The sequence below is a fragment of the Proteus sp. HMSC14B05 genome (assembly GCF_001808035.1).
GTDB classification, from domain to species: Bacteria; Pseudomonadota; Gammaproteobacteria; order Enterobacterales; family Enterobacteriaceae; genus Proteus; species Proteus mirabilis.
Window position 1 is genome coordinate 253,733 of record NZ_KV791969.1, and the last position, 21,415, is coordinate 275,147.

Annotated in this window: 17 protein-coding genes and 1 pseudogene; 13 read left to right on the forward strand and 5 right to left on the reverse strand. The window is 37.2% G+C overall.

Annotated elements, in window-relative coordinates:
- The first annotated feature begins 72 nt into the window (after window positions 1–72).
- The 4 genes from rnm (at window position 73) to HMPREF3129_RS03650 (ending at window position 4,016) form a co-directional block, all read left to right on the forward strand.
- A complete protein-coding gene (rnm, locus tag HMPREF3129_RS03635) occupies window positions 73–933 on the forward strand; it encodes an RNase RNM (protein WP_004243058.1) in 861 nt (286 codons plus the stop codon).
- Window positions 934–957: 24 nt separating this feature from the next.
- Window positions 958–1,578: an L-threonylcarbamoyladenylate synthase gene (locus HMPREF3129_RS03640; protein WP_004243057.1), complete on the forward strand. Its 621-nt coding sequence runs from the start codon at window positions 958–960 to the stop codon at window positions 1,576–1,578.
- A gap of 366 nt (window positions 1,579–1,944) precedes the next feature.
- Entirely contained in the window at window positions 1,945–2,871 is a 927-nt protein-coding gene (rluB, locus tag HMPREF3129_RS03645) for a 23S rRNA pseudouridine(2605) synthase RluB (protein ID WP_004243055.1), read from the forward strand.
- A gap of 233 nt (window positions 2,872–3,104) precedes the next feature.
- Complete coding sequence (locus HMPREF3129_RS03650) at window positions 3,105–4,016, forward strand: hypothetical protein (protein WP_223302929.1); 912 nt, start codon at window positions 3,105–3,107, stop codon at window positions 4,014–4,016.
- A gap of 52 nt (window positions 4,017–4,068) precedes the next feature.
- On the opposite strand, the gene cobO is transcribed toward HMPREF3129_RS03650, so the two are convergent.
- Both cobO and HMPREF3129_RS03660 read right to left on the reverse strand, forming a co-directional pair.
- Window positions 4,069–4,659, reverse strand: coding sequence for a cob(I)yrinic acid a,c-diamide adenosyltransferase (gene cobO, locus HMPREF3129_RS03655; RefSeq protein WP_004243052.1), 591 nt, complete (start codon window positions 4,657–4,659; stop codon window positions 4,069–4,071).
- Window positions 4,660–4,682: 23 nt separating this feature from the next.
- Window positions 4,683–5,444, reverse strand: a complete 762-nt coding sequence (locus HMPREF3129_RS03660; protein WP_026090429.1) for a YciK family oxidoreductase — start codon at window positions 5,442–5,444, stop codon at window positions 4,683–4,685.
- Between the two features lie 213 nt (window positions 5,445–5,657).
- Here HMPREF3129_RS03660 and sohB point away from each other — a divergent pair, with 213 nt between their 5' ends.
- Complete coding sequence (gene sohB, locus HMPREF3129_RS03665; RefSeq protein WP_004243049.1) at window positions 5,658–6,704, forward strand: protease SohB; 1,047 nt, start codon at window positions 5,658–5,660, stop codon at window positions 6,702–6,704.
- 332 nt (window positions 6,705–7,036) lie between these two features.
- Here sohB and HMPREF3129_RS03670 read toward each other — a convergent pair whose 3' ends face one another.
- Window positions 7,037–7,285: a YciN family protein gene (locus tag HMPREF3129_RS03670; protein WP_036896103.1), complete on the reverse strand. Its 249-nt coding sequence runs from the start codon at window positions 7,283–7,285 to the stop codon at window positions 7,037–7,039.
- Between the two features lie 305 nt (window positions 7,286–7,590).
- On the opposite strand from HMPREF3129_RS03670, the gene topA reads away from it, so the two are divergent.
- The 6 genes and pseudogenes from topA to cysB all read left to right on the forward strand — a co-directional run bounded on the left by topA (window position 7,591) and on the right by cysB (window position 14,910).
- Window positions 7,591–10,188 carry a type I DNA topoisomerase gene (gene topA, locus HMPREF3129_RS03675; protein WP_004248126.1) on the forward strand — a complete coding sequence of 866 codons (2,598 nt, stop codon included), beginning with the start codon at window positions 7,591–7,593 and terminating at the stop codon, window positions 10,186–10,188.
- Window positions 10,189–10,361: 173 nt separating this feature from the next.
- Window positions 10,362–10,886: a superoxide dismutase family protein gene (sodC, locus tag HMPREF3129_RS03680; protein ID WP_017628093.1), complete on the forward strand. Its 525-nt coding sequence runs from the start codon at window positions 10,362–10,364 to the stop codon at window positions 10,884–10,886.
- 878 nt (window positions 10,887–11,764) lie between these two features.
- Window positions 11,765–11,839 (forward strand): annotated as a pseudogene (locus tag HMPREF3129_RS19155) (hypothetical protein); the annotation flags it as partial.
- 52 nt (window positions 11,840–11,891) lie between these two features.
- Window positions 11,892–12,638, forward strand: coding sequence for a hypothetical protein (locus HMPREF3129_RS03685; protein ID WP_036918382.1), 747 nt, complete (start codon window positions 11,892–11,894; stop codon window positions 12,636–12,638).
- Between the two features lie 103 nt (window positions 12,639–12,741).
- Window positions 12,742–13,494 carry a hypothetical protein gene (locus tag HMPREF3129_RS03690; RefSeq protein WP_070486779.1) on the forward strand — a complete coding sequence of 251 codons (753 nt, stop codon included), beginning with the start codon at window positions 12,742–12,744 and terminating at the stop codon, window positions 13,492–13,494.
- 441 nt (window positions 13,495–13,935) lie between these two features.
- Window positions 13,936–14,910, forward strand: coding sequence for an HTH-type transcriptional regulator CysB (gene cysB / locus HMPREF3129_RS03695; protein WP_036918380.1), 975 nt, complete (start codon window positions 13,936–13,938; stop codon window positions 14,908–14,910).
- 59 nt (window positions 14,911–14,969) lie between these two features.
- Here the strand turns inward: cysB and HMPREF3129_RS03700 are convergent, their stop codons facing one another.
- On the reverse strand, window positions 14,970–15,803 hold the full coding sequence (locus HMPREF3129_RS03700) for a hypothetical protein (RefSeq protein WP_004248113.1): 834 nt from the start codon (window positions 15,801–15,803) through the stop codon (window positions 14,970–14,972).
- A 221-nt stretch (window positions 15,804–16,024) separates the two neighbouring features.
- Here HMPREF3129_RS03700 and acnA point away from each other — a divergent pair, with 221 nt between their 5' ends.
- The gene (gene acnA, locus HMPREF3129_RS03705) at window positions 16,025–18,697 is read left to right on the forward strand and encodes an aconitate hydratase AcnA (RefSeq protein WP_036918379.1); all 2,673 of its coding nucleotides are present in this window, start codon (window positions 16,025–16,027) and stop codon (window positions 18,695–18,697) included.
- 206 nt (window positions 18,698–18,903) lie between these two features.
- A complete protein-coding gene (locus HMPREF3129_RS03710) occupies window positions 18,904–20,364 on the forward strand; it encodes an LbetaH domain-containing protein (RefSeq protein ID WP_036918378.1) in 1,461 nt (486 codons plus the stop codon).
- Window positions 20,365–20,418: 54 nt separating this feature from the next.
- Here HMPREF3129_RS03710 and HMPREF3129_RS03715 read toward each other — a convergent pair whose 3' ends face one another.
- On the reverse strand, window positions 20,419–21,234 hold the full coding sequence (locus HMPREF3129_RS03715; RefSeq protein WP_004243034.1) for a MetQ/NlpA family lipoprotein: 816 nt from the start codon (window positions 21,232–21,234) through the stop codon (window positions 20,419–20,421).
- Window positions 21,235–21,415 lie beyond the last annotated feature (181 nt).

Here is a 21,415-nt window from a genome sequence, read left to right on the forward strand (position 1 = left end):
TAGGTTCGTCAAGTACTTTATGGCATACTCTTAAAAATTCGTTGTATCACTGAGGATAAACAGGGAGAAGGAATGACTGAATTGCTATCTGATTTACGCGTGATTTATGATCTGCATAGCCATACTACTGCATCAGATGGCGAGCTCTCACCTGATGAATTAATCGATAGAGCCATTGAAAAACAAATTACGGTATTAGCGATAACCGATCACGATACTACTGCTGCTATCCAACCTGCCAAAAATTATATTGCAGAAAAAAGTTTACCTTTAACTTTGATATCAGGTGTCGAGATATCGACTTTGTGGGAGAATATAGAAATCCATATTGTTGGATTACAGATTGATATCGAACATCAAGCTATGACGACATGCCTAGCAAAACAGAGTCAATGCCGTGAAACTCGCGCTAAAATGATCGGCGAACGTTTAGCTAAAGCGGGTATTGCTGGGGCATGGGAAGGAGCAAGTGCCCTAGCGAAAGGCGGGCAAGTGACACGAGGACACTTTGCGCGTTTTTTGGTTAATGAAGGGCATGTGGCATCGGTCAATAAAGTATTTAAACGCTATTTAGCAAAAGGAAAAACAGGTTATGTACCGCCACAATGGTGCTCAATTGGTGACGCTGTCACGGCTATTCATCAAGCGGGTGGAGTTGCGGTATTGGCACATCCTGGTCGCTATGGTCTATCCTCTAAATGGTTAAAGCGATTAGTGCTTTATTTTAAACAACAAGGTGGTGATGCTATAGAAGTGGCACAATGCCAACAACCACCACAAGAGCGAGAACAACACGCAGCTTTAGCACAAGCTTATGATCTTAAAGCTTCGTTAGGTTCTGATTTTCATCGCCCTTGCTCGTGGATAGAGCTAGGACGTAATTTATGGTTACCCGCTAATGTTGAACCTGTATGGACATTATGGCAGGGATAACATCAAAAAGTCGTTGAGGGATATATGAGCCAACTTTTTTACATTCACCCTGATAATCCGCAGGCTCGTTTAATTGAACAAAGTGCGGATGTTTTACGCAAAGGCGGAGTGGTAATTTATCCAACAGATTCAGGCTATGCGATAGGTTGTTGTTTGGATAATAAAGATGCGATGACGCGTATTTGTCGAATTCGCCAACTCGATAAACATCATAATTTCACTCTAATGTGTCGAGATTTATCAGAAATTGCCACTTATGCCTATGTTGATAATGTTGTTTTCCGTTTAATTAAAAATAATACGCCTGGTAACTACACCTTTATTTTAAAAGCCACCAAAGATGTACCTAAGCGTTTAATGAATGATAAACGTAAAACAATTGGTTTACGTGTACCTTCTAATCCTATTGCGCTGGCATTATTAGAAAATATCGGTGAGCCATTAATGTCTACCAGCTTAATATTACCGGGTAATGATTTTGCAGAGTCAGATCCGGAAGAGATTAATGACTTATTGGGTAAACAGGTTGATTTAGTGATCCACGGCGGTTACTTGGGGCAAAAGCCAACCACGGTGATTGATTTAACAGAAGATAGCCCCGTTATTGTCCGTGAAGGAATGGGCGATATTACGCCTTTTCAATAACCTTTTAAATTTGGTAAATGCATCATAGGGGACTTATTATAGTGAGATAAAAGGTGAAGAGATTTATTGCTTGTGTTAAATTTACGCACTGCGATAAAGCCATTGGGCGCATCTTGTGGTTAGTGACATCAAGAAAGCTGTTTTTGAAGTAAACGGCATAGTAACGATGGAAGCCTTAGGCGCTATTTTATCGACACGATTTTATTTGTCATGCTCATTTTATTGTCACTTTGGCATGGCTTATCCCTGAATCAATAGACCTGTGTTTGTTAAACAGTTTAATAAACATGGGTTATTTTTTACCTGATTGATTTTAAAACTAATTTATTTTATGACGCCTGTGAAGGCGACACATGAGGTTGTTTCATGAGCGATAAATCGCAACGTACTGAAAAATTACAAAAAATTCTTGCTCGTTCTGGTCATGGTTCTCGACGTGAGATTGAAGGCTATCTTCAAGAAGGCCGTATCAGTATTGATGGCGTGAAGGCAAAATTAGGCGATCGTATTGATGCCAATTCTACAGCCAAAATCCGTTTAGATGGTCGTATATTAAGTATTCGCGAAGCACAAAAAGATGTTTGTCGAGTGTTAGCTTATTACAAGCCAGAAGGTGAGCTATGTACACGTAGTGATCCACAGGGCAGACCGACCGTATTCCAACGTCTTCCGCGTTTAAATAGTGCGCGTTGGATAGCCGTTGGTCGTCTTGATGTTAACACCAGTGGTTTATTACTCTTTACCACTGATGGTGAGTTAGCCAATCGCTTAATGCACCCAAGTCGTGAAGTTGAGCGTGAATATGCGGTACGTGTTTTTGGTGAAATTGATGATGCAAAAATTCGTCAATTGACTCGTGGGGTACAATTAGAAGATGGGCCGGCATCATTCCGTTCGGTTTCTTATCGCGGTGGTGAAGGCATTAACCAATGGTACAATGTATCGCTAACGGAAGGACGCAATCGAGAAGTCCGTCGTATGTGGGAAGCGGTAGGTGTGCAGGTTAGTCGCCTTATTCGTGTTCGTTATGGTGATATTGATTTGCCTAAAGGACTTCCACGTGGCGGATGGGTTGAGCTAGGCTTAAATCAAATTAACTATTTACGCCAGCTGGTGGAACTAAACGATGAGACAGTAACCAAAGTGGCTGTCGAAAAAGATCAGCGTCGAATTAAAGCAAATCAAATTCGTCGGGCGGTGAAACGCCATACCAAAATTTCTGCGCGTACTTCAACTTCACCGGCTAAGCGTGCCTCAAGCCGCCGCCAATCAGCGGGAAGTAAAAGCAAATAAACGAATAATTATTGATAAATTCAAATTAAATTTTCAGTTAGATACAGAAGTCTGCTAATTTTTAGCAGACTTCTTTTTTTGATAGCTTTATTTTTATAATAAATAAAACTATGATGCTTATATTAATACGATGATAAGCTGTTTCTATCATATTAATATTTTATTTGTATTTATTACGATAAGGTATACGCGATAATATGCATCGTTATATTTATTTAACAACAGTGTTGTGTATGAACTTTCTTAGTTTAGGCTGTGATGAGGCAACAACATCGACAACACAAACAGGCATTTTTTATATCAGTAACAATAACAATGTGCCGTTACAATTTAAAATTGATACTAATCATTTTTCGATTAATAAAGGTGAGGTAAAAAAAATAACATTAACCAATGGAGAGCATATATTAGAATCAAACTCAGGTGAAAAGAAAGTATTTATGGTTTACCCTGGAAATAATGGGGGGATTATTAATCCCTCTCAGGAAATATACTATAGCTTTACTTCCGTGTTTACTTCAGAAGAAAATAAAGAACACTTTTATTTAGATACGCGCTCTGTTTGGATCAATGGACAATTAATACATGGTGCCATTAATAGCACAGATGCTGTGTTTATCGACAACAATATCTTTCGTTGTGACATTCCATTAAATGAGCCTATTCCTCCTTATTTACCAGATTGGAAGAATTCTGGGGTAGGCAATGTATTGACTAAATGCTTCTCTCAAGAGGAGTTTCAAACGTTTTTAGCCAAATATCCTTATGGTATTCATTTCGATAATAATCACGATTTATTAACCAAACAAGCTGAGAAAGAACAGTTTAGTTGGATAAATGAAAAAGATACACGTACTGAGGATTTTAATCCTACACTGAGTGAAATAAATTTTAATAATAAAGAATTAGTACAAGAAGCCAATACTATTTATGAAATAGTTTACTCGTATTTAGCGTCTCGTGATCCTGATAAGAAACAAGAGCTTTATAATATTTATCATCTGCATATCATGTCTATGGCATGGATTTATAGCCAACAAATACAAAATGATATACTGGATGATAAAGAAGCCTACTTTCAATTAATAAAAGAGACCGGAAGAATATTTGGTGCAGGTATATTAGGTGAACCTGTATTGATATAAATATATTACGGCAATCTGAACACATAATACGAGTTTATTATACGCGTTTATTTTACCAATCAATTCCTTTTTGTGCTTTGATACCACTGTCAAACGCATGCTTAATAGGACGCATTTCCGTAACGGTGTCTGCTAATTCTATTAATTGTCTATGACAGCCTCGTCCTGTAATAATAACACTTTGATGATCAGGACGAGAAGTAATAGCCGCAACCACATCTTCAAGTGGTAGGTAATGAAAACTGATCATATAAGTAAGTTCATCTAAGACAACTAAATCATAGTCAGGTGAATTGAGTAATTGCAGTGCATATTGCCAAGTATTTAAACAGGCTTGTGTATCGGCAGCTTTATCTTGAGTTTCCCATGTAAAACCGGTTTCCATAACATAGAAGGGAACGCCGGCTTGTTCTAAAAGATTACGTTCTCCATTTTCCCATGTCCCTTTAATAAATTGCACAACACCGACTTTTTTATGATGACCAACCGCACGTGTAGCGGTTCCCATGGCAGCGGTGGTTTTCCCTTTACCATTACCAGTAAAAATCATCAAAATGCCTTGTTCGCGTTGCGCCTGCGCAATTCGGGCATCAACTTTTTCTTTCAAACGTTGTTGGCGCTGTTGGTGTTGTGCATCACTCATAGGATAAACCTTATATTCTCAAGTTATTCAGCAGGTCCGGCTTTACGATCGGGTTGTGCATCTAAAGATTGACCACTCACTTCAATGCTGTCATCACTCATTAGATAGAGATATAACGGCATTAGATCTTTTGGCGTTTTAAGTTTTTGTGCATTTTCATCGGGGAAAGCACTTGCTCGCATACTGGTGCGTGTTCCACCCGGATTGATGCAGTTAATACGCAAGCTACTGTCTTTATATTCTTCATGTAACACTTGCATTAAGCCTTCTGTGGCAAATTTAGAGACAGAATAAGCCCCCCAACCATAACGGCCTTGGCGACCAACACTGGAGGTTGTCAAAATAAGGCTTGCATGAGGCGCCTTAAGCATTAGGGGGATTAAGGCTTTAGTCAACATAAAGGTTGCATTAACGTTGACTTGCATCACATCATGCCAAAGTGTACTTGGTTGGTTAATTATCGGCTCAACGACACCGAGTAGGCCGGCATTTTGTAATACACCGTCCAAATGAGGAAAACGTTTTACGATAGTATCAGCAAATTCCTGATAATCGTTCTCGCTCGCGGTGAGTAGATCTAAAGGGTAAAGCATCGGTTGTTGCCCGCCTGAAGTGATAATCTCATTTTGTACATCTTCAAGCTTAGATAAGGTACGTCCTAACAAGATTAATGTCGCACCATAGCGAGCATATGTGAGAGCAGCTTCTTTACCTATGCCATCACCAGCCCCCGTTACTAGAATTATTTTATCTCTTAATACGGTATGATCGGGTTGATATTGCAACATATTAATATCCTGTTTATTGAAAAATAAATAAAGTGTAACGTCTTATGTGCTTAAGAACCAGTTTAGCGACTCATTTTTAAAGTGATTAACGGCTAGTGATACAGATAATAACTGCCAGAATGGCGCCTTTGTTACTGGCATCAGCGTAAAATTTCGTTAAACTAGGTGCTATAATTTCACTGTGTTTTATTAACCTTAAAAGAGGCCTTTGTGGAGTATATTTTACAATATGGACTGTTTTTAGCTGAGATTGCGACAGTTGTTGTCGCTATTATTGCTATTGTTTCGTTTTTTGTGGTTATCGGTAGTAAAAAGCAACATCGAAAAGGCACATTAAAGGTGACTGATCTTGCTGAGTCTTACCACGATAAACAACGTGTTATGCAACAAGCCAAAATGGATGAGGCTGAATTGAAAGTGTGGCATAAAGCGTTTAAAAAACAACAAAAGAAAGAGCAAAAACTGAGTAAAAACAATGCTAAAGAAGGGCGCAAAGGCGTTGTTAAACCTTGTTTATATGTTATTGATTTTAAAGGTAGCATGGATGCCCATGAAGTTGGTGCATTACGTGAAGAGATAAGCGCTATCCTCTCTGTGGCACAAGCGGGTGATGAAGTACTGCTTCGTCTTGAAAGTCCTGGCGGTATGGTTCACGGTTATGGCCTAGCAGCAGCCCAGTTAACTCGTTTAAAAGATAAAGGGATCAAATTAACTGCAGTGGTCGATAAAGTCGCCGCCAGTGGGGGTTATATGATGGCCTGTGTCGCTGATAAAATTGTTGCGGCACCTTTTGCGATTATCGGCTCTATCGGTGTGGTCGCTCAAATACCCAATATTCATCGTTTATTAAAGAAAAATGACATTGATGTTGAGTTACATACTGCCGGTGAATATAAACGCACGCTAACCCTATTAGGGGAAAATACGGATGAAGGTCGTGAGAAATTTAAACAAGATCTCAATGAAACTCATCTGCTATTTAAGTCTTTCGTACATAAATATCGCCCTGAATTAGATATCGATAGTGTTGCAACCGGCGAGTATTGGTATGGAACGGATGCTGTAGATAAAGGGCTGATTGATGAAGTGGGGGTCAGCGATGATTGGCTCATCAGTCGTATTAATGATTTTGAAGTATTATCCGTTCAATATATCCTGAAGAAAAAAATGGTAGAACGAGTTACTGGTGGCGCAATGGAAAGCGTGGATAAATTAATGATGCGTTGGCTACAAAGGGGTAAAAACCCACTGTTATAAGCATTATCAAATAACGAGTTGCTATCAAATTAGCGATATTCAGTAGTTAGATGTAAGCTGAGTATCGCTATTTTTTTATTATTTATTCAGCGTTTTTCGAATAAAAAAAGCCAGTGAGGTACACACTGGCATAAAAATAATTGATAATTTTTAACAACAATCGGGCAATATTTCCTCTTTCTAGGAAGACTCAATATAGCGATAAAGAGAAAATAAATATAATTGATATTACATATTGAATTGATAGGCTCTGAAAATCTTCTCTATATCTTATATTGATAGTTAATAACCGATTTCTTGGCAATAAGTGCCAAAATAGTCAGCAAACATCATCACGCTAGATGGTATTTTTCAGATAACACATGTGCTAAATGTTTAAACATATTGAATGCAGCGGTACTTTTAGCCGTGGGTAAGCCCTGTTCATCTAAAAAAAATTCGCCTTTAAATACCAGTACATTGCCTTTTTGTTCAACAGAATCTGCGTACATACCTTGTAAATAGTCTTCATGTTCACGTATGATTTTATTCGCTTTTTCAAGTAGCATCTCTGCGGAAATAGGTGTAGTTTGTGTCGACATCATTTATGCTCCTTAGAAAAATAATTTGTTGCGCCTCGCTTTTTATCAGGTAGAGTGTGGCATTTTTAAAAGCTTAGCTACTCTATATACATAGACATCGCTATGTTTTAGACCTGAATCAGTGATGAGGTGATTAAAATACCTCAAAAAAAGTAACGTGTTTTGCGTTTAAACAAAAGCTTTGAATAAAAACAGGTTGATATATTGCAAAACTAACGCAATATAAAAAGAGATTTCAAAAGTTTTCTGAGCTGAGGGTATTAAACAATACCGTCATGACAAAGTTTAATTAGGTAAAGGTAATTATGGGTAAAGCTCTTGTTATCGTGGAGTCCCCGGCTAAAGCCAAAACAATCAATAAATATCTTGGCAATGACTACGTAGTAAAATCTAGCGTGGGTCACATTCGTGATTTGCCAAAAAGTGGTTCTGGCAGCCAGAAGAGCGAAAACTCATCCGCCACGAAAGGCGTGAAAAAGGTTAAAAAGGATGAGAAATCAGCCTTAGTCAGCCGTATGGGTGTCGATCCTTATAATGGTTGGCATGCAAACTACCAAATTCTGCCGGGTAAAGAGAAGGTAGTCGCTGAACTAAAAGCATTGGCTGAAAAAGCAGATCATATCTATCTCGCAACGGACCTTGACCGCGAAGGAGAAGCTATCGCGTGGCATTTACGCGAAGTGATCGGCGGTGAAGATGATAGATTTAGTCGTGTCGTATTTAATGAAATTACGAAAAATGCCATTACACAAGCATTCCAAACACCGGGTGAGCTGAATATTGACCGTGTTAACGCGCAACAAGCACGTCGTTTTATGGATCGTGTGGTTGGCTATATGGTTTCTCCGCTGTTATGGAAAAAAGTGGCGCGTGGTTTATCTGCGGGGCGTGTACAGTCAGTTGCGGTACGCCTACTCGTCGAGCGTGAACGTGAAATTAAAGCATTTGTGCCAGAAGAGTATTGGCAATTACACGCTTCACTGCTGACACCCGATGAACAACCCTTGCGTATGGAAGTGACGCACTATCAAGATAATGCCTTTAAACCAGTCTCCTCTGAGGAGACTCAGGTGGCGGTTAAGGCGTTACAGAATGCCACTTTCATCGTTAAAAACCGTGAAGATAGACCAACATCCAGTAAACCAAGTGCCCCTTTGATCACCTCTACATTGCAACAAGCGGCAAGTACTCGCTTAAGCTTTGGGGTGAAAAAGACCATGATGTTGGCTCAACGTCTTTATGAAGCAGGTTATATCACCTATATGCGTACTGACTCTACCAACCTGAGTCAGGATGCAATCCAAATGGCACGTGATTATATTCACGATAAATTTGGTGCAAAATATCTGCCTAAAGAGCCGAATGTTTATTCAAGTAAAGAGAACTCACAAGAAGCACACGAAGCTATTCGTCCTTCTGATATCAATGTGACGGCTGAATCTTTAAAAGATATGGATAGCGACGCGAAGCGTTTATATCAACTGATTTGGGATCAATTTGTCGCCTGTCAAATGACACCGGCAAAATATGACTCAACCACACTTACGGTTGCATCAGGGGATTATAAACTACGCGCTAAAGGTCGCACATTGCGTTTTGCGGGTTGGACAAAAGTCATGCCAGCAATGCGCAGTAAAGATGAAGATAAAACATTACCAGCGGTTGATGTTGGGGCGCAATTAGCGTTAGCTGAGTTATCGCCAACGCAACACTTTACTAAGCCACCAGCGCGTTTTAGTGAAGCTACATTAGTTAAAGAGCTAGAAAAACGAGGTATTGGTCGACCTTCAACTTATGCTTCAATTATCTCTACCATTCAAGATAGAGGTTATGTCAAAGTTGAAAACCGTCGTTTCTATGCAGAAAAAATGGGTGAGATTGTTACCGATCGCTTAGAAGAAAACTTTAGTGATTTGATGAACTACGATTTCACGGCTCAAATGGAAGATCATCTCGACCATGTTGCCAACAACCAAGAAAACTGGAAAGCGGTATTAGATGCATTCTTCACAGATTTTAGTCAGCAACTAGAAGTCGCTGAAAAAGATCCAGAAGAAGGAGGAATGCGACCTAACCCTATGGTTATTACTTCTATTGAATGTCCTACTTGTTCTCGTCATATGGGAATTAGAACAGCGACGACAGGGGTATTCTTAGGGTGCTCAGGCTATGCTTTACCACCAAAAGAGCGTTGTAAACAAACGATAAATCTTATTCCTGAAGATGAATTACTTAATATCTTGGAAGGAGATGATGCGGAAACTAATGCATTACGTGCCCGTCGTCGTTGTCCGAAATGCGGTACGGCAATGGACAGTTATCTTATTGATACTCATCGTAAATTACATGTTTGTGGTAATAATCCTGCATGTGATGGTTATGAAGTTGAAGAAGGTGAATTCCGCTTAAAAGGTTATGAAGGCCCAGTGATTGAGTGTGATAAATGTGGCGCTGAAATGCATCTAAAAATGGGGCGTTTTGGCAAGTACATGGGTTGCACCAATGAAGAGTGTAAAAATACACGTAAGATCTTAAAGAGTGGTGAAATTGCACCCCCAAAAGAAGATCCGGTTCCACTACCTGAATTGCCTTGTGAAAAATCGGATGCTTACTTTGTGTTACGTGATGGCGCGGCGGGTATTTTCCTTGCGGCCAATACGTTCCCTAAATCAAGGGAAACCCGTGCACCGAAAGTGGCTGAGTTAGTACGTTTTAAAGATAGATTATCGGAAAAAATGCGCTACTTAGCACAAGCACCTGTAACCGATCCTGAAGGGAATCCAACCATAGTACGTTTTAGTCGTAAAACTAAACAGCAATATGTCTCTTCTGAAAAAGAGGGGAAAGCCACAGGTTGGTCAGCCTTTTATATTGATGGCAAATGGGTTGAAAAAAGTAAATAGTATCGATAGTTATTGATATTTTAAGATAAAAAAGCGACTTACTGACATAAGTCGCTTTTTTTGCATTAAGACGATATGCTAATTAACGTACATTGAAACAGTATTAATGGTGAGTCTCTATTTGTTGATATCGACGACTTTATGCTGAGCATAAATAATAAGAGGAAGATACTATGAAACTGATACCTTTGTTACTCTCTGGACTACTCTTTACATCGGTTGCCAGTGCGGCGAGCTTAGATGTTACGTTAAAAGAAGCCTTACCTACAGGGGCGGGTGATGATATTGGTGTTGTCACTATTACCGAAACCGATTATGGGCTGTTATTTACGCCAAAACTTACTGGGTTAACACCGGGTGTTCATGGTTTTCATATCCATGCTAATGGCTCTTGTGAGCCAGATATGAAAGATGGAAAACCTGTTCCAGCATTAAAAGCGGGTGGTCATCTTGATCCTGAAAATAAAGGTGTTCACTTAGGGCCTTATAACAAAGAAGGACATTTAGGTGATCTACCTGGTTTGGTTGCCAATAGTCAAGGTGACGCTGATTATGCCGTTCTTGCTCCTAGACTGACTAAGCTTGATCAAATTAAAGATAAAGCCTTAATGGTGCACGTTGGGGGAGATAACTACTCAGATAACCCAGAAGCGCTTGGCGGTGGTGGTGCTAGAATGGCATGTGGTGTGATTAAATAATTCATTTATTTATAATCCAAAAGCTATCTGATGATGGCTTTTGGGTTAATGGTTATACTCACTAAAATAGTGCATAGTTTTATCCCATCGCTATGTGATGAAATCACATTTAATATTGATTAAAAAACGACTGCTTTAAGCGGTTTTTCTTATGTATTTTTTGGGTGTTAACCATATCATTTTTTCTTTTTCTATTTTTCCCGTCATTTTCTACTATTACTTATTTGATTAATTATTTATAAAAAATAATATATCTAACATAATATGAATCTTTATTTATTTCGTTTCTCTTTATTTATGCAATTCGAATTTTATCATTATTCATAAAATGAATATAAAAAGCCCAAAAGAAGATTAAAAAACAGACATATTATATAAGCTAAATAAAATAAATGGCTTATTTAGAATTATATTTTAATTAAACCAAGCTTATTAGCTAAATATATTGATAAAATTGAGCTATTTAAAGTGGTAAGGTAATGAAATTGAATGCGATTAATTTTTAACTGTTAAAAATCAATATATTATGAACTATTTTTTGAGTTTTCCATATTGGAAGCAAAATATATTTTACTGTACACAGTATTTACTGGGTTATGAGTGATTTGTTTGTTTATTAGTCATATTTTATATTGACAAACACTTTTTATGATTATTTATGTAGCATGATATAGTGATATTTCAATTATTTTACGAAAAGTGACTTATGCTAGAGAGGTACTAAATATGGGAGCTGTTTACAGTTTATTAATAAGCTTTTATTATCCTTTATTCAAGTCTTATTGTACGCACTGGCTAAGGTAGCGGATATAACGGACGAAGTGTTTTTAGTGTAATAGTTTAGTTTAATTTGTTATTTTTGATAAAAGGATATTGTTATGCCAACACCTTGCTATATTTCCATTGAAGGGAAAACACAAGGTAACATCACGGCAGATCCTGTCAGTAATATATTACCCACATTATTTATGCCAGAAGGCATAACGGCGATGAAAAGGTTCAAATATGCTAATGACAATGATTAAATTATTTGTTCTTATTCCTTATCTATTGTTAGGTGGTTGTAGTGGGCTTATCAATATATATCTTGATAATAAATTCCCCGTCAATATGAATAATGATGGCAAAAAAATCACGGTTTATTCAACTATTTCCCCTGAAACAGTAGTGGAAGTGATTGGTACTTATACGTCAAATAAATGCCAACGTTCTCATTTTAATTCTGATTATACCGAAGTCTCTTACTCCTCTTTAACACAAAAAGTAGAGGTAGAACGTAAAATAGCAGAGGATAATAAAAACGCGACCTATACCGTGCCTATCGATGGGGGAGGATGGTGTAATTGGAAGCTAGTAGAAATAAAACTAGCGCCAGTCTCTACCATTTATAAAAATCATATGGTGATTAGTAAGGTTATCCCAATTGTCGATGACAAACATTCAAAAATAGAACTATTTACTACATTGGCCCCTGTTATAGTGGAAGAAGATGATCAATCCATCTATTATTCACCATCAATCACGGAAGGTGAGAAAAAACTATCCAATAAATCAAATGGAGAAATTTATTTTAATTATAAAGTTGAGCCTAAACTAACCACGACTATCTCAAAAGATGAAAAAGTTATTTTTCCTAATGGGAGTATTAAAGAGCCGACCTTTTCTATTTATACTGGAAGGGTTAGTTTTAATGAAATAATCGAGAATAGTGATGAAAAGGCGTTTACTTCTTTTGTTCGATATATTGATTGATTAATCTGTTTGGGGGAGTAAGTAGTTTTTTGCTGTCTAAAGTGTAAGAAGGGATATGCGATTGCGATTTTAAGCAGGTGAATGGAGTTGAATGGGATTAACTATGTTAATGACAATGATTAAATTATTTGTTCTTATCCCTTATCTATTGTTAGGTGGTTGTAGTGAGCTTATCAATATATATCTTGATAATAAATTTCCCGTCAATATGAATAATGATGGCAATAAAATCACGGTTTATTCAACTATTTCCCCTGAAATGGTAGTGCAAGTCCGAGGTACTTATACATCTAATAAGTGTGAACGTTCTCATTTTAATTCTGATTATACCGAAGTCTCTTACTCCTCTTTAACACAAAAAGTAGAGGTAGAGCGTAAAATAACTGAGGATAATAAAGCCGCGACCTATACCGTGCCTATTGATGGGGGGGGATGGTGTAACTGGAAGTTAGTAAAAATAGAACTAGCACCAGTCTCTACTATTTATAAAAGTTATATGGTTTTTAGTAAGGTTATTCCAATTACCGATGATAAGCATTCAAAAATAGAACTGTTTGCTACATTAGCCCCTGTAATGGTAGAAGGCAAGAATGAGCAATCCATCTATTATTCATCATCGAGCACGGAAGGTGAGAAAAAACTATCTAATAAATCAAATGGAGAAATCTATTTTAATTATAAAGTTGAACCTAAATTAACCACGACTATCATCTCAAATGATAAAAAAGCTATTTTCCCTAACGGTAATATTAAAACACTGAGTGGTTCGACTTATAGTAAAATGATTGGTTTTAATGAAATAATCGAGAATAGTGATGAAAAAGCGTTTACTTCTTTTGTTAGATATATTGATTAATCAATAGGTTACTATTCTAATTCAACTATTAATTTAACTATGCAATCTTATAGATTTATTTGATATGAGCTAACCTTCGATGGTGATCATCTTCTACGTATGTACATTACGTTAAATATGACTCTGTTGCTCCTGACCGTTTACTGTACTTTCCAACGCTTACTAGGCAATAGTACAGTGGTTTTAACAGTAAATCGAATCAGTAAATTGTTATTATCACAATACAATCAAGACCATCCACAGACAGCAAGATTTCTACCAATTTTTATAGCTTATAACTATTCGATATAATAAAACTTAAATAACCTTATTAATTACGTTAGACCGAAATGAAATAAGTGATATAGTGGTTATATATTGCTTATTTATTATTCTTTTTAGTTATATGAATATGAGCGGAATAACAGAATAATAAGTCTTTTGTAAAGGGATCGTGCTTCTATGAAATTACAACAGTTGCGTTATATCGTTGAAGTGGTGAATAACGATTTAAACGTCTCAACGACAGCAGAGCGTTTATATACCTCTCAGCCGGGGATCAGTAAACAAATTCGTATGCTAGAAGATGAGTTGGGTATACAAATATTCTCTCGCAGTGGTAAGCACTTAACACATGTGACGCCAGCGGGGGAAGAAATTGTCAGATTATCTCGTGAGATATTATCCAAAACAGAAGCTATCCGCTCGGCTGCAGGGGAACACACTTATCCTGATCGCGGTTCGCTTTCTATTGCCACCACTCATACACAAGCGCGTTATGTTTTACCCCCAGTGATTAAAGGTTTTATAGAACGTTATCCCGAAGTGTCATTACATATGAATCAGGGTTCACCGACACAAATCGCAGAAGATGTTTGCCGTGGTAAAAGTGATTTTGCTATAGCGACAGAATCACTACATCTGTATAACGATTTAGTGATGTTACCTTGTTATCGTTGGAATCGTATTGTGGTGGTAACTAAAGATCACCCATTGGCGCAAAAGCGTGAAGTTACCTTACAAGAGCTTGCAACTTACGATATCGTTACTTATACCCATGGTTTTACTGGGCGCTCTGATCTTGACGAAGCCTTTGGTAAAGTGGGTTTAAAGCCTAAAATTGTTTTTACTGCAACGGATGCGGATGTAATAAAAACTTATGTCAGGCTACACTTAGGTATTGGTGTGATTGCGAGTATGGCATTTGATCCGACGCTTGATAGCGACTTAGTCGCTATTGATATGCGTGATAAATTTAGTTATAGCACCACAAAAATTGCATTTCGACGTAGTGGTTTTTTACGCGGTTATATGTATGACTTTATGTGGCGTTTTGCCCCACATCTAACACGTAATTTGGTGGAACAAGCGACAGCTTTACGCACCAATGAAGAAATTGAAGAGTTATTTAAAGATATCGAGTTACCTTTAGTTTAATACGCAAAGGCGGGTATATTATCCCGCCTTTTACCATTATGTAACTTATAACATTAATGCTATTGCAATAAAAAGTCCCCACTAAAAAATGAATCAGATTGAGTAATACTCAACTGACGAAACTTATTTAAAAAAGCATAAAATTGTCGATTAATTAGTGGATCATTAAGTGCACCAATATCAAAAATTGAGGTGATTGTTGTGTATTCTACTGAAATCGTAAATTTTCGCCCCGAACAACTGGCTAATAACATTTTGGCTGTTCGATGTGAGAAACGTAGACTCATTATTTTTAATTTAGGTACAAAAATAAGCTGATTATTATGATTAAGGATTTCCGTCACACCTGCAATAGTTATTGTTTTATAGCTATCAAAGGATTGGCGTATTCCTAGTTCAATTTGTTGTCCCTGATTGCGTAAAAAATCGATAAACTCGGCTAATGACGGTGACGCTGCATTAATGGCTGCACCTAATAACAGTTGCACAAAGGCTTGAGCAATTGAAAAATCAAATGTTTGCTTATCAAGTCGTTTGCTTTCAACTTTATTACGGCTAAGCAAAGGCAAATGATTAAGGGTTTCTAGCCAATGCTCTGGTTGATAATAAGCTTCACTATCTTCTTTTTTTAATACTGAAAGATGATTCGACATAATAGAGATTAAGGCAATTTGTATATCTTTCAGCTGTGTCATGATCATTTTTTCTGATTCGTTAAAACGTTTAGGTGAAGCGATAATAAATTGAACAAGTCCTTCTGTATCTTTGATATTAAGTGTCTGTTGTAATGATTTTATTGCTAAAGGCTGTGGAAAAGGGGGCGTAATAGGTTGTGCAAAATAACTATCAGCCATCATAATCTTTTTTAGTTGTTCGGCTTGTTGATTGTTCATATACATTATCCTTTATTTGCAATAATACCCCCATTAAATCCTAATTAAGTTAAAAGAAAGAGATTAAGTTTTGTTAGTAATATAATCTCAATAACATCATATTAACAAATCGTGTGGTCCGTAAGCGAAATTTCTCTTTCTATGATATGGTTAATAGATAACCTTACCTATTTTGATAGTTTGTGATTGCTGTCAGCATAAAAATAAGAAGGAGAGGAGCTATGTCGTTACGTCTGAAAAAGGAGAGTCTTTCTACGCTCTCTGTAGGTACTCATCAATATGAGTATTACCGTCTTTCTGAAGTTGCTCGTCAATTAGGGGATATCACTCGTCTCCCTAAATCGTTAAAGGTTCTGCTAGAAAATTTAGTCCGCTATCTTGATGATGATACGGTTGTTGAAGATGATATTAAGGCATTGGTGGATTGGCAAAAAAATGCCCACGCCTCCCGTGAAATTGCCTATCGCCCAGCAAGAGTATTAATGCAAGATTTTACGGGTGTACCTGCCGTTGTTGATTTAGCCGCTATGCGTGAAGCCGTAAAATCTTTGGGGGGAAATGTAGAAAAAGTTAATCCACTTTCTCCTGTTGACTTGGTTATCGACCATTCGGTGATGGTTGATAAATATGCCAGTGATGATGCTTTTGAGAAAAACGTTGAAATTGAAATGCAGCGTAACTATGAGCGTTATCTCTTTTTACGTTGGGGGCAACAGTCGTTTGAACGTTTTCGTGTAGTACCTCCTGGAACGGGCATTTGCCATCAGGTTAACTTAGAATATTTAGGTAAAGCGATATGGTCTGAGCAACAAAATGGCCGACATATTGCTTACCCTGATACTTTGGTTGGAACCGATTCACATACTACTATGATCAATGGTCTGGGAGTATTAGGTTGGGGCGTTGGTGGCATTGAGGCGGAAGCTGCGATGTTAGGCCAACCGATTTCAATGCTGATCCCTGATGTGGTAGGTTTTAAATTAACAGGTAAACTACGTGAGGGGATCACAGCGACTGACCTAGTATTAACCGTAACGCAAATGTTACGTCAACATGGTGTGGTAGGGAAATTTGTTGAGTTTTATGGTGATGGACTGGCTTCTTTGCCTCTTGCTGACCGAGCGACGATTGCCAATATGTCACCTGAATATGGTGCAACCTGTGGCTTCTTTCCTATTGACGAAATTACATTAGATTATTTACGCCTTACTGGGCGTGAAGAGCAAGAAATTGCATTAGTTGAAGCCTATAGTAAAGAGCAAGGCTTATGGCGTCATGCCGGTGATGAACCTATTTTCACCTCAACCTTATCGTTAGATATGGGCACTGTGGAAGCAAGTCTTGCTGGCCCTAAACGACCACAAGATAGAGTTAACTTGCTGAATGTACCAAAAGCATTTAAAGCTGCTGTAGAGCTTGAAACAAATAAAAAACCTCTTGCTCAATATCCTCAGGTCACTATTGATAATCAGCCTCCTTTTACCTTAATGGATGGTGCGGTAGTGATTGCAGCGATCACCTCATGTACCAATACCTCTAACCCTAATGTTTTAATGGCCGCAGGTCTACTGGCTAAAAATGCGGTAGAAAAAGGCCTACAGCGTAAGCCATGGGTCAAATCGTCACTAGCTCCCGGCTCTAAAGTGGTGACTGACTACTTAGCACTGGCAGGATTAACACCTTATTTAGATAAACTTGGTTTTAATTTGGTTGGTTATGGTTGTACTACATGTATTGGTAACTCAGGGCCTTTATTAGCCCCGATTGAAGAGGCGATTAAAGATAATGATTTAACTATAGCCGCTGTATTATCGGGTAATCGTAACTTTGAAGGTCGTATCCATCCTTTAGTGAAAACCAACTGGCTTGCTTCTCCTCCTTTAGTCGTGGCTTATGCGCTATCTGGTAATATGAATATTGATTTGACCAAAGAGCCATTAGGTGAAGATAAGCAGGGCAATCCGGTCTATTTAAAAGATATTTGGCCTGACAGTAAAGCCATTGCCGATGCGGTGGAAAAAGTAAAAACGCAGATGTTCCATAAAGAGTATTCTGCGGTATTTGATGGTGATGAAACTTGGCAATCACTAAAAATACAAGATACCCCGGTGTATGCTTGGCAACCTGATTCTACCTATATTCGCCATCCTCCTTTTTTTGAAGGTATGACAAAAACACCTGAGGCGATTAAAGATATTCACCAAGCCAGTATTTTAGCCATATTAGGTGACTCGGTGACCACCGATCATATTTCACCTGCAGGGAATATTAAAGCTGATAGTCCTGCAGGGCGTTATCTTCGAGAGCATGGTGTTGAACCAAAAGACTTTAACTCTTACGGTTCAAGACGTGGTAATCACGAAGTTATGATGCGAGGAACTTTTGCAAATATCCGTATTCGTAATGAAATGGTGCCGGGGATCGAAGGGGGCTTTACAAAACATATTCCAACGGGAGAAACGTTAGCCATTTATGATGCGGCGATGCGTTATCAGCAAGAAAATACGCCTTTAGCCATTATTGCCGGTAATGAATATGGATCAGGCTCTAGCCGTGACTGGGCCGCCAAAGGTACACGATTATTAGGTGTGCGAGTGGTGATAGCCGGATCGTTTGAACGTATTCACCGTTCTAATTTGATTGGTATGGGAGTATTACCTTTAGAATTTCCTAACGGTGTATCACGCCAGACTTTAGGGCTCAAAGGTGATGAAAAAATTGAGATAACGGGGCTTAATTCGCTAACACCGGGTCAAGATGTCGCTGTCAATATTACTTTTGCAGATGGTCGCCAAGAAACTATTATGGCTCGTTGTCGTATTGATACGCAAACTGAGCTGGCTTATTTTGAACATGGCGGGATCTTGCATTATGTTATTCGTAATATGTTGTAAAATAATTTAGTAAGTATTAATTAGTTGGCGAAGAATGATGAATTAATTCTTCGCTTTCTTTTTTATAATAGAATATTTTTATATTTCATAATATCGACAAATGATTTCATCTAATACTATAAACTAACCATTAAATGCTAAACGTATTTTTAATGAGTATCAAGTTAATATAACAATATTAACAGGGTGTTATTATGGAGGTGTTTATGAAGAAATATAAAATAACGAGTGAAACAAAAGAATATAATGGTGTTACTTTATATAGAATTAGAAGAGTGTATACAGATAGTCCAGGAGGATGGATAGAAAATGAAAGTAATTTAAGCAGAGATGATAATTGTTTTATTTTTGATAATGTAATGGTATTTGGTAATGCTAAAGTCACAGATAATGCAATTATAAGAAATAATGTGAAGATCTACGGTAATGCAATAGTTAAGGGAAATAGTAAAGTAAAAGACAATGCAGAGATTTATGGTAATGTGCTAGTGGAAGATAATGTGACAATATCTGATGATGTTGTAATATATGATAATGCAGTTATTAAAGATAATGCGAGAATATCTGACGATGCTGTAATATATGATAATGCTGTTATTAAAGATAATGCTAAAGTATCAGAATATGCTATTGTTCGTGGTGATGCAATAGTTGAAAAAAATGGTTGGGTGACTGGTTATGCGACTGTTGAGGGAAATACAATTGTATCGAAAGGTGAGGTTATTAAGAGCCAATTTGGCTCTTGGGATGATATTGATGAACTAAGAGCATTTTATATTTATATTAATAGATATAACAGTACAGCGACTGCATATGTTAATGGTAGACATCAGGTACCTATTACTATTTATATAGAGGCTTTAGATAAAAATGGTCGTATCATAAAAGTAGCCAAAGAAGATATTTATAGAAATACACATATTGTAAATGAAAAAAATCTTCCTATTGACCGCAATGATATTTCTTTATCTGATAAAGAAAATGGGTTTGTATTTCCAAGCAGTGAAGAAGCAACATTGAACTCCCCTGATGCATCTACTTGTGTTATTTATCTTTCTGTTAATAAAGTGATAGATACCTTTAGGATTTGTGCACAGACTCACATTAAAGGAAAAGAGTATACTACAGCCTTTAAAAATAATTACAGTGATTATTTAAATTTTATCATTCTGGACGTTGCACCAAAAAAAATATTTACAGAAGCAGATGTAGACATAGAACCGCTGGTAAATCCTAGAATAGAAAAAGATGTAGAAACATCAGGTGATGTCTTGACGAAATATTATCTAAGGTTTAACGGTAATAATAGAACGATAACTAAGAGTGTAGAGTATGAAGAAAATAAATCTTTTCATTATTTTCAAAAAGGTCATTATCAGATTATTAGCACATCGACTGATAAATATATTAAAAAAATTCCATTAAAGCCTCATTATTACACTAAGGAATTCCATTTTAAACCAGATACTTTAATTCCGGTCACATCAGCAAATGATGAGGATGGAGTATGTTTCTGGAGCTATAGTATAGAATATGGAAAAGCATTTACATCCAGTAGGAAAGATGAAGAAATGAATTGTATTATATATGATCAATATGGTAATGATCTTCAAGTATCAATTAAAGCAGATGAAAATAATAAATTAAAGTTTTATTTTGGGTCATAACTATTAATAAATAGGTCACTTATTATAAGTGACCTGATAAATTATAAGTCGTGTTTACCACCCTTGAATAGCACCACCTTTAAAAATAGTCTCAGCGGCTGTTGCCACTTCGGGTGACTGGTAGGCTTTAATAAAATCGCGTACATTCTCTGCTTCTTTATTATCTTCTCTTGTAACAATTATATTAGTATAAGGTGAACTTTTATCTTCAATAAAAATACTGTCTTTGGTTGGTGATAAATTAATTTGTTGGATATAAGTTGTGCTAATTATCGCAACTGTTACTTGGGGATCGTTTAATACTCGTGGTAGTTGCGCACCTTCTAATTGCATAATATTTAATTTAAGTGGATTATCAATAATATCGAGTGTTGTGGGTAATAGGCCACTGTCAGGGTTTAAGGTGATCAGTTTCTCTTTTTGTAGCAATAATAATGCGCGCCCCAAGTTGGTTGGATCATTGGGCAGTGCTATTGTATCACCGGGTTTTAATTCTTGAGGATGTTTAATTTTGGTTGAATAACCCGCCATAGGAAAAACAAAGGTATTGCCTACCGCGACGAGGTTATAACCACGAGAACGATTATCTTGCTCAAGGAAAGGGCGATGTTGGAACACATTGGCATCTAATTCTTTGTTTGCAGTGGGATCGTTAGGTAACAATGAGCCACTAAAACCCACCAGCTCAACCTCTAAACCATATTTTTCTTTAGCCACTTTTTTAGCGACTTCTGCCACATCTTGCTCTGCACCATTAATCACCCCCACTTTAATTGCATAACGGTTGTTATCATTGTTATCGCAACCTGTTAATAGTGTCCCAGCTAATAAAAGAGACGCAAAAATCCTACCAGAAAAATGTAATGGCATTATGCTATTCCTATTAAAAATTATTTAGTTATAAATAGCTTAAAGCCAGTTAAAGAGTCAACAGCTTGCCATATGATAAAATTTCACATGATATAATTTAATAATTAAAGGATAAAAAAATCATCTTGAAAATAGTCAGTAGCTTGATAGGGGTAAGTGCAGGAAAATAAAATCCGGGCTA